Origin of the sequence: Paracoccus rhizosphaerae, assembly GCF_026162645.1 — a bacterium.
Taxonomy (GTDB): domain Bacteria; phylum Pseudomonadota; class Alphaproteobacteria; order Rhodobacterales; family Rhodobacteraceae; genus Paracoccus; species Paracoccus rhizosphaerae.
The window spans coordinates 1-9042 of sequence record NZ_JAOTBE010000095.1 but is presented as its reverse complement, the minus strand read 5'-3'; the positions used below and the strand labels follow the sequence as shown (position 1 = coordinate 9042).

Annotated in this window: 7 protein-coding genes and 1 pseudogene; 4 read left to right on the top strand and 4 right to left on the bottom strand. The window is 65.6% G+C overall.

Features of this window, described 5'->3' with window-relative positions; translation table 11 throughout:
* The first annotated feature begins 162 nt into the window (after nucleotides 1–162).
* A pseudogene (locus tag OC184_RS18595) lies at nucleotides 163–1014 on the top strand (DDE-type integrase/transposase/recombinase).
* Here OC184_RS18595 and OC184_RS18590 read toward each other — a convergent pair.
* Both OC184_RS18590 and OC184_RS18585 read right to left on the bottom strand, forming a co-directional pair.
* Entirely contained in the window at nucleotides 955–1245 is a 291-nt protein-coding gene (locus OC184_RS18590) for a hypothetical protein (protein ID WP_265508649.1), read from the bottom strand. The pseudogene OC184_RS18595 and the gene OC184_RS18590 sit on opposite strands and share 60 nt — an antisense overlap.
* Before the next feature lie 6 nt (nucleotides 1246–1251).
* A complete protein-coding gene (locus OC184_RS18585) occupies nucleotides 1252–1371 on the bottom strand; it encodes an Lrp/AsnC family transcriptional regulator (RefSeq protein ID WP_265508648.1) in 120 nt (39 codons plus the stop codon).
* A gap of 297 nt (nucleotides 1372–1668) precedes the next feature.
* On the opposite strand from OC184_RS18585, the gene OC184_RS18580 reads away from it, so the two are divergent.
* Nucleotides 1669–3372: an AAA family ATPase gene (locus OC184_RS18580; RefSeq protein ID WP_265508647.1), complete on the top strand. Its 1704-nt coding sequence runs from the start codon at nucleotides 1669–1671 to the stop codon at nucleotides 3370–3372.
* Here OC184_RS18580 and OC184_RS18575 read toward each other — a convergent pair whose 3' ends face one another.
* Nucleotides 3373–4419, bottom strand: coding sequence for a TAXI family TRAP transporter solute-binding subunit (locus OC184_RS18575; protein ID WP_265508646.1), 1047 nt, complete (start codon nucleotides 4417–4419; stop codon nucleotides 3373–3375).
* Nucleotides 4420–4445: 26 nt separating this feature from the next.
* The gene (locus OC184_RS18570) at nucleotides 4446–5750 is read right to left on the bottom strand and encodes a coiled-coil domain-containing protein (RefSeq protein WP_265508645.1); all 1305 of its coding nucleotides are present in this window, start codon (nucleotides 5748–5750) and stop codon (nucleotides 4446–4448) included.
* A 330-nt stretch (nucleotides 5751–6080) separates the two neighbouring features.
* On the opposite strand from OC184_RS18570, the gene OC184_RS18565 reads away from it, so the two are divergent.
* Nucleotides 6081–6713, top strand: coding sequence for a hypothetical protein (locus tag OC184_RS18565; protein ID WP_265508644.1), 633 nt, complete (start codon nucleotides 6081–6083; stop codon nucleotides 6711–6713).
* Between the two features lie 498 nt (nucleotides 6714–7211).
* Complete coding sequence (locus OC184_RS18560; RefSeq protein ID WP_265508643.1) at nucleotides 7212–8681, top strand: Rieske 2Fe-2S domain-containing protein; 1470 nt, start codon at nucleotides 7212–7214, stop codon at nucleotides 8679–8681.
* Nucleotides 8682–9042 lie beyond the last annotated feature (361 nt).

Below are 9042 nucleotides of genomic sequence, written 5' to 3'. Positions count from 1 at the left end.
GTGATTGAGTTGTACAACGAAAACCACCCGCACTCGGGGCTGAAAATGCGCTCGCCTCGCGAGTTCATCTCAGCTCAAACCGCAAACGCCTGAGTGTCCGGTGAATTGGGGGCAAGACCACAGGGTCCGGTGCAGGCTGCAGGCTAGTCCTTTTTCTAGGACATAGCGCCAACGCGGCGTGCGCTGCAGGTCCAATCGGCAGCATTGAAGCTCGTCGCGATCGCCGTGACCAGCTTGGCATCATGGATCTCGCGGGCGCTGATCGGGCGGTTGGGCCAGGCGTGGAAGCCCAAGGAGCCTCGTTCAACGGTGCTGAACGAGGAGGAAGAAGTAATTCGTGGCATTCGGGCGCCACACGCTGCTGTCGCTGGACGACTGCCTCTATGCCCTGCAACCATCCATTCCCCATCTGACGCGTTCGGCCTTGCATTGTTGTCTCCAATGACATGACACATCATGCCTGTCGGATGTGGATGGCGACAGGCCGAAACGTCAGCGGTTCGAGCGTTACTCCATCGGGTTCTTCCACATCGATAATTGCCGAAGTGCAGACCGCCGAAGGCAAGTTGTATCTTTTTGTGGCGATTGACAGAACCAGCAGGTTCGCCTTCGTTTGCCTTGTCCAGATGGCCGGCAAGATGGCTGCAGCCCGGTTCCTGCGCGCCCTGATTGCCGCAGTTCCCTGCCGGCTCCACAAGATGCTGACCGACAATGGCATGCAGGTCGCAAACCGCAGCTGCGATACGACCGCCTTCGAGCACATATTTGGCCGCCTGTGCCGTGAACGTGGGATCGAGCACAGGCCGACAAAGGTCAGGCATCCCTGGACCAACGGTCAGGTCGAGCGGATGAACCGCACGATCAAGGAGGCAACCGTCAAGCGCCTCCATCACGACGATCACGATTAGCTGCGAACGCGCCTCGACGACTTCATCGCTCTGCAAGATCTGGAGTTCAGCGCCATGCAGATTCATCGTCAGTCTGATCCACCAGATGCCGGGACTGAAAACCTAATCCCTGTATCCACGAAACCAGCAGCAGTTCATTGTCATTTCCGCCGCCGGTGGCGATGCGTTCGGTGATCTCGGCAAGGGCGCGGATATGGGGCTTCAATCGGACGAAATGCACGTTGAGTTGCTGGGCCAGCGACACGGTCACGATGACATGGGTGACGTTCGCGGTCCGCTCAAGGACGATCTCCGCGCGGTATCCCCGGATCAGGCCGACGCCCGTGAGACGCGCCACCTGGGTTCAGCAGGCCGTCGGCGAAAGGTTTACCATCTCGGCCAGGCGGACCTTGCTCAGCTGTCCGCGCCGCTGGATGGCCGCAAGATCGCGGATGTCCGCGGCGTCCAGTCCGATCCTGCTCATGCAACCCCCAACGTCCGTCCGCAGCGGCCGCTCGCGCAATGCGCCCGACCGGAGAGGCGCCACGATCCTCTCGATGGCCATCTTCGACACGCGCCATCGACGCTGTACAAGCCGGTTCACCGCCGGGCACCACAGAATGCGCGCGTCGGGTTGGGTTCCTCGCCGGCCATGCTGCCGAATCTTGCCCTTGGCGATGGACCCCGGCGGCATCTTCGGTAAAAATGGTTAATGTAGTAGTGTGACCGTTTTGCAATCGCGCCAAGACGTCAGGCCCTTGCACCGCTGGCGGAGACGACCATGGACGATGACCCCTTCAAGGCACCTTGCCCCAGCTTCGCCACAATGCCCCAAGGCCAGCGACCGTATTTCAGTGATCAGCATCACGACATTCTGGCCATGGCCACGGCCTGGAGCAGTGGGCCGCGACCGATCCTGGCGCTGTTGGGCGCGCCGGGTATCGGAAAGACGCTGCTGGCGTCCGAATTTGCCGAACGTACCAGGCGCAGGATGCGGGTCGGCTGGGTTGATTGCGCGACCGCCAGCGTGGATCTGGCGGATGAGGTGCCCAAGGCGCTTGGGATCACGACCGCCGATCCGCTGCAGGGGCTGGCGGACCTTCTGGCGCGATGCTCGGCCAACCGGCAGACATGCCTTCTGGTCGTGGATGATGCGCAGCGATTGACCAAGTCATCGTTGGAGTTCCTGGAGGATCTGACCGCTGGCCCCGGTCTGCCGCTGCCGATCTATGTCCTGTTGGTCGGAACCGAGGATCTGGCCACGCTGCTGGACTGGCCCGCGCCCGAATCCCTCCAGCAGCGGATCGGAGGGCATCTGCGGCTGCAGCCGTTCACCGAGGCGGAGACCGGCGACTATATCGCCCACCGGTTCAGGGCCGCCGGCTGTTCCTGTCACGGCGGCCGCTCGCCCTTCGATGCCAGAGGCGTCGCGATGCTCCATGCGGCCTCGCAGGGCTATCCGGTGAACATCAACCTTCTGGTCCAGCGCTGCCTGTCGACGCTACGTCCCGCGCCCGACGGCAAGATCGACGCCCCGGCCGTCCATCGCTGCCTGACGTTCATGGCCAAGGCCGGATCGCTGCCCTATCCGCTGCCGGCGCTGCCCACCGTCGAGGAGTTCGAGGAGCGTCAGTCCTTGCAGGCCGTCGTCCCGTCCGACCAGCGGCAGGATCTGCATTTCGGGAATATTATCGCCGATCCGCGGTATCATTGGACGGATGTCGAGGACGATCTGGCCGCCGGCAGGACCAGAAGGTGGCTGACCCTCGGCGTCGCCAGCGTCGGCCTGGTTGCGGCGCTGGTGGTCGGCAGCAACCTGATGATCCCCGCCGACAATCCGGCGACCGTGCAGGGGGATCTGGTCTCGGCCAATTCGGAAACGCCGGCCGTGGAGCCTGCGTTGCAGCCTGAACCGCCAGCGCCCCCGGTCGATACGGTGGTCGAGGAGAAAGACGTGGACCCGCAGGCGCTTTTGCTTCAGGCGCTGTCGGCCGGTGCCGAGGATCCGGCAGCGGCCATCCCGTTCTATACGCGGGCGGCGTTGTGGGGTAATCAGCGGGCGGCCTATTACCTTGGCCAGCTTTACGAGACGGGGACGGGGGTCGCGGTCGATTTGGACAGGGCGCGGGCGTGGTATGGCCTCGCCCCCGATATCGAGGGGGCCGCTGAACGGGTTGCGATCCTGGCCGAAGATGGCGCAGCGGCTGACCCTGCCGACCTGGTTGCGCCCGTCCCGCAGCGGCAGGTCCGCTTCCCCTGGAACCGGACAGAGCTTTACTGGCAGGCGGCGCCGGGCGCCGAGCCCGTCCGTTACAAGGTGGAGTTCGTTGCCGCAGGCTCGGACCAGGTGCAGCAGTTCGAAACCGAGCTTCAGGCGGCTCTGGTCCGGCAGCGGGTTTCGCGCTGGAGGGTCATCGCGATGCAGGCCGACGGAACCGAAGGGCCGGCATCGGCCTGGATCAGCTTCGACCGCGTCATCCCCTGATCAGCAGCCCAGGGCGGCGCAAATGTTGCGGCGATAGACGGCGTTCGCCTCACTGTCCTGCGGCGTTTCTGGCGCGGGCTGGGTGCAGTTCGGCTGGTACTCCGGATCAAGGCCGCGGTTGACGCAGGTGCTGATGTCCCAGCCTGGCGGAATGTCCGTCAGGTCGACCGCCTGCCACTTGGCATGGCCATCGGTGCGCAGCGTGTCGATTCCGGTTAGAAGCAGCGATGACAGGTCCGACACGCCCCGGCAGCTGGCCTGATGATAGGTGTTTCCGCGCGGATCGAACTCATAGGTCATCAGCACCGCCTTGACCGCGACCAGTTCGACCGGGTCGGGCTGAAAGTCATAGGTTCCGCCTGCCAGCGTCGCGGGCGTATAGACTGCCTCCAGCGTTTCGTTCTGGATCGGCAGCAGATGAAATTGCTCGGCGTCGATCTCGTTCTCGGAATAGAGCGTCGCGGGTGCCCCGGCGACATAGAAGAAGGCATCCAGGTCACCGGCCTGCAGTTGTGGCAGGGCGTCGCCCGGTGCAATGGCCAGCGTCTCTGACGGCTCGATCCCGGCCAGCGACAGCATCAGCGATGCCGTCAGGAACGTGCCGCTGTCCTCGACCCCGATCGCCACGCGCTTGCCGGTCAGGTCGTTGAAGCTGGCGATATCGTTGCGGGCCAGGATATGAACCTCTTCCTCGTAAAGCGGGAAGGCGATGCGGACACCGGCGATCGCGCGCGCGACGGCCGGGTCATCGCTGGCGAACGTCTGCATGTATTCCAGCACGTCGCTCTGCACGATGCCGAACTGAGTGTTCGACCGCTGGCGCACGCCCAGGAAATTCTCCAGCGACCCCGCGGATTCGACCACCTCGAGGCTTTGCCCGCACTGTTGCATCAGGTTGTTCAGGTCGCGGCCGATCTGGATATAGGTCCCGGTGGGAGAGCCCGTCATGATGCTCATCTGGGTATCCTGGGCCTGTCCCGCGGCCGCCAGGGCCGAACCAGCGCAGATGCCGAGGGCGAGGCGTTGCAGAAGCTTCAACATGGTCATCGTCGTTTCTTTCCGTAGGAGGGGCTTCAGCATCCGTCCAGCTGGTTAACCAGAACCAGCAGCGCCTGGCGATTGATGGGGTTCTGGACCTCGCGCAGCGCATCGATGGCGCATTGGCCATCGACAAGCAGGTCGCGCAACCGTCCGCGTGCCGCAGGTGCCTGAGGAAGACCCGGCGTCGTCGCCAGGACGGCATCCACCTGATCGGCATCGCGCGGCGGCAGCGCCTCGTCGCCGTCGACAGCGACGACTGGCGCGGCGGGTTCAGGCTGTTCCGGTTCCGGTTGCGGCTCGACGGCCGCCTCTCGCTGCTGCTGCAGGTCGGTGAGTTCCGCGGTCATGGTCTGGATCTGGTCGGTCAGCTTAGTGGACTGCGCCTGCTGCGCTTCGATCTGTGCCGCCAGTTCCTGCGAAGCCGCCACGTCGATTTCTGCCGCCTGACGCTGCTCCTGCAGGTCGGTGAGGTCCGCCGTCATGGTCTGGATCTGGTCGGTCAGCTCGGTGGCCTGAGCCTGCTGCGCTTCGATCTGCGCCGCCAGTTCCTGTGAAGCCGCCACGTCGGCTTCTGCCGCCTCTCGCTGCTGCTGCAGGTCGGCCAGTTCCGCGGTCATCGTCTGGATCTGGTCGGTCAGCTCGGTGGCCTGAGCCTGCTGCGCCTCGATCTGTGCCGCCAGTTCCTGCGAAGCCGCCACGTCGGCTTCTGCCGCCTCTCGCTGTTGCTCGAGGGCTGCAAGTTCCGCGCGCACGGTCGCGGTCTGCGTCTGCAGTTCGTCCAGATCCTGCTGCAGATCGGCACGCTCCGCGTCCTGCGCGGCTTGATCCTCCTGGCGGGCGGACGCCTCGGCAGTACGGGATTCGAGCGTTGCCAGACGGTCAGCCTGCTGCTGCTCGGCCGCTCGCATCTCTTCAAGGTCGCGGGTCACTTCCTCGCTCTCGGCGCGGCGGGTCTCGATCTGCGCGACCAGGTCTGTAAGTTGGGAATTGGCGGCGTCGATCCGGGACTGCAACTCCGCCTCGGCGGCCTGAGCCTCATCGATACGCGCCTGATCAAGACCTTCGTCTTCAAGCGTCGTCAGGTCGCTCCGCTGCTGCTCCAACTGGTCGGTCGCGTCTTCGATCTGCGCGTTCAGCGAGTCGAGCGCAGCGCGGGCGGCGCTGATCTGCGGCTCCAGCTCGGCGGCCTCAAGCTCCATCGCCGCGATGATCTGGCGCAGGGACTGGGCGCGGGCTGCAGCATCATCGGATGCGGCCTGCCCCCAGGCAGAACCTTGCAGGGCAACCAGACTGAATGCGGCCAGGCCGGCCACGCGAAAACAGCGAAATGACAACACGGCACCAATCTCCCGTTCATTTGATAATGCTTGTGAACACGGGTTTGTCAAGAACCGGGGAGCGAGGATTGCCCCTTCCATTCCGCCCATGCGGGATTGCACCGCCAGTAATGGGGACGGGAAACGTCGATCGCAGCTGATCCCTGTGGTGGTATTGCCTGCGGGTCAGGGCCGTTCGACATCATCTGCCGGCAGGATTTCGCCGCTGAAGCGGCGTTTCGAAGTATGGCCGTGACTGGACGGATCGTCAGGTTATTCATCCGATCATCCTGTGATACGTCTCCGCCGCCGGCCCTCGATCTGGCGGCGCATCGAGAGTGAGGTTCTGTCATGACTGATCGGTTTATCCTTACCACGACCCGCATCGCGAAAGCGGCGTTCGTTGCCGGACTTGTCGCCACGCAGGCGATGGGGCAGGGAAACGATGGCGGGATCCCCTCGGCGCAGGACATCCTCCGGCATTTGCCCCCGGTGCCGGGCCGCGCCGAGGAGCCTGCGCCCGCACCCGTGCCCGCACCCGCACCGCCTGAAAAGCCTGCGCCCCCGGTCGAGGCCGCACCGCAACCGAGCACGCCCGTCGAGCAGGCGGCGCCGAGACGGTCGCCCCCCGCTGCCGCACCGACCGCCCCCCGCGTTTTTGTACCCCCCGCCGACGGGTCTTCCAGGACTCTGGCCGAGGCGCGGGTCGTCATTCACTATCCCGAACGTGGCGGCTACGAGCGCTCGCAAGAGCTGGTCCGCCTTCTGCGCGCCATGGGCACCGGAGAGGTCGAGACCCGCCCGGTCCGCTATCCCGTCGACCGGCAGAGCATCCGCTATTTCCATGCCGCCGACCGAGAGGTGTCCGGCGTCATCGGCGATCTGGCCGGCATGTTGGGCGCGGGCGGCCGGGAAACCGTCTCGGACTTCACCTACTACAGGCCGTCGCCCCGGAACGGCACTGTCGAGATCTGGCTGCCGTGACCGGCATGCCGCGGCACAAGCAGCGTGGCGTCAGCTGACGGCTGGCGCCCCGCGGAGGGTGGGCCTCTGGACAGGTCGCGGCCCTAGAAAAGCAGACTGGGATTGATCCGCCCGTGACCGGATGGCAGACGTCGGCCATTTACCGCCGCTCGCCGGGTTCGGGTCAAGGCGCGAGACAATCGCAGTGGCTTTGGACGCGATGGCGGCAGCGTAGAATCGCTTGCCCCCGGCGATGCTGATCGCCCATCACCTGAGCCGCCGCAAGCAGGTTGCTCTGCCTGCTTCACCCAATCGAACAGCCCTTCATCGACCGAGCCATGAAAGCGACCCAATCGAATGGCGCGGGCGATGACGACCGCCGATCCAGCGGCGACCCTGACAGCCTTTACTTGCACATGCAGGTCGGGAACCTATGCTGGTGATGTGCGGAGGAGGGTGCCGCAAGCGCCTGCGCCGACACATCGGTATGGCTTCCAATCTGCCAGGTGGAGGACCTTCATGACGTCGTTGACCGAACGCTTTCCCGCTGCACTGGAGGCTGCCGAGCAGCTCGACGCGCCTGCCTATGCAGTCGCCGATGTCGTCAGCACGGTCCTCGAGGTGACCGGCACGGCGTCGCAGCCAATCCAGAACGTCCTGCACGGCACTTGGCTGGGCCATCCCCTGCATCCGATCCTGGCGACCGTTCCCGTCGGGACCTGGACCATGGCCCTCGCTCTCGACGGCGCCGAGGCACTGGGGCTGGCGCCGCAGCGGCGGCTGGGCGAGGCCGCGGACCTGGCGCTAAAGGTCGGTGTGGCGGGTGCTGTTGTTGCAAGTGCGGCGGGACTGGCTGACTGGCGTCAGATCCATGGGCGCGACCGGCGGACGGGCCTTGGGCATGCGGCATTGAACTCTGCCGCGCTCGGCCTGACGGTCGGATCGCTGGCGCTGCGCCGCAAGGGACGTCGAGGTATTGGCCGCGCAGCCAGCGGCGCCGGATGGCTGGCATTGGCGGCAGGCGCCTATCTGGGCGGTCACCTTGTCTACCGACGTCGTGTCGGCGTCGACCAGGCGGACCGCTCGCCCGAGCCGCGGGGCTTCCAGCCGGTCCTGCCCGTCGCCGCGCTGCAGGAAGACCGACCCCGCCGCGTCGAGGTCTGGGACGAGGCCGCGCGGGCGATGGTGGGCGTGGTTCTGGTTCTTCATCGGGGTCAGGTTCACGCGATGGGATCGCGCTGCTCGCACATGGGCGGGCCGCTGGACGAGGGCTGGGTTCAGAACGGTGGCCTGGTCTGCCCCTGGCACGGCTCGCGCTATTGCCTGGCCACGGGTCGGGTGCTCGACGGGCCTTCGACGTCGCCCCAGCCGCGTTACGATGTTCGCATCAGCGGGGACCAAATCGAGATCCGCCACGTGCCCGAGCCCGGCGACGAGGCGCTGACGCCGGAAGAGGTTGATGCCGGGCATGCCTACGCCGTGGCCGGTGCAGGCGCGCTTCCCGAAGGGCGCAAGGCCGACGAGGTCCTGTTCGAGCATCACCAGCTGCTCCGCCGGTTGTTCGAGACCATCGAAGGGATGCAGCCGGACGACCCCGAACGTCGAGACATGATGCGCCTTCTGGCCGGAGAGCTCGAGATCCACGAACATGTCGAGGACGCGATCTTCTATCCTGCCGTACGCCCCGTCAGCGAGGATGTCCCCGTCGCCCATGCGGAACACCAGCAGCTTGCGGACATGCTGGCGGTAACGCTGCGCCTTGGGACATCCTCGCCCGAGTTCGAGCAGCAGCTTCGTGCCCTCCACCAGGCGGTCGATCACCATGCCTCCTCCGAGGAGGAATCCATGTTCAAGGAGGCGCAGCGCCTGGGAGAGGCACGCCTGCGCGAACTGGGCCAGCAGATCGAGGAGATGCTGGAGCACGAGCGCGTGTCCCGCGCGCGCAGCGCTTTCCGCGCGCTGAAGATCCGCCTGCTGGAGGGCGCCTGAGGCCGAGGCTGCGAGGGCTGCTTGCGGCGCTCGTGGTCCACACGATGGGGATCGCAGCGCTTGCGTCTGTGATGGGACGGACTTGGCGCGGGATCACGCGAACATCGCGCCGACAAAGCTGTCGGGCAGAAGTGGCAGGTCTGACAGCCTTTCATCAAGCGATCTACGCAGCTGCGGCTTTTGCAAGCCCGAGGGGTCGACCTGTCCAGAGGACTCGCGGCCTGTTTGACACCGAACCGGGCACGCAAGGTCATCGTAAACGGTAGTGTCCCAACGCTTGGTGTAGGAGGCCGCGCGCGGAGCCCCCGGCGTAGCGCAGCGTGCGGTCGGGTGTGACGCTGGCGGCCACCGCCGATCTTCG

What these genes read in the sequence shown, in the direction of transcription:
- OC184_RS18585 (WP_265508648.1), bottom strand. Translation starts at nt 1,371, where the DNA reads ATGAGCAGGATCGGACTGGACGCCGCGGACATCCGCGATCTTGCGGCC.
- OC184_RS18580 (WP_265508647.1), top strand. Translation starts at nt 1,669, where the DNA reads ATGGACGATGACCCCTTCAAGGCACCTTGCCCCAGCTTCGCCACAATG.
- OC184_RS18575 (WP_265508646.1), bottom strand. Translation starts at nt 4,419, where the DNA reads ATGACCATGTTGAAGCTTCTGCAACGCCTCGCCCTCGGCATCTGCGCT.
- OC184_RS18565 (WP_265508644.1), top strand. Translation starts at nt 6,081, where the DNA reads ATGACTGATCGGTTTATCCTTACCACGACCCGCATCGCGAAAGCGGCG.
- OC184_RS18560 (WP_265508643.1), top strand. Translation starts at nt 7,212, where the DNA reads ATGACGTCGTTGACCGAACGCTTTCCCGCTGCACTGGAGGCTGCCGAG.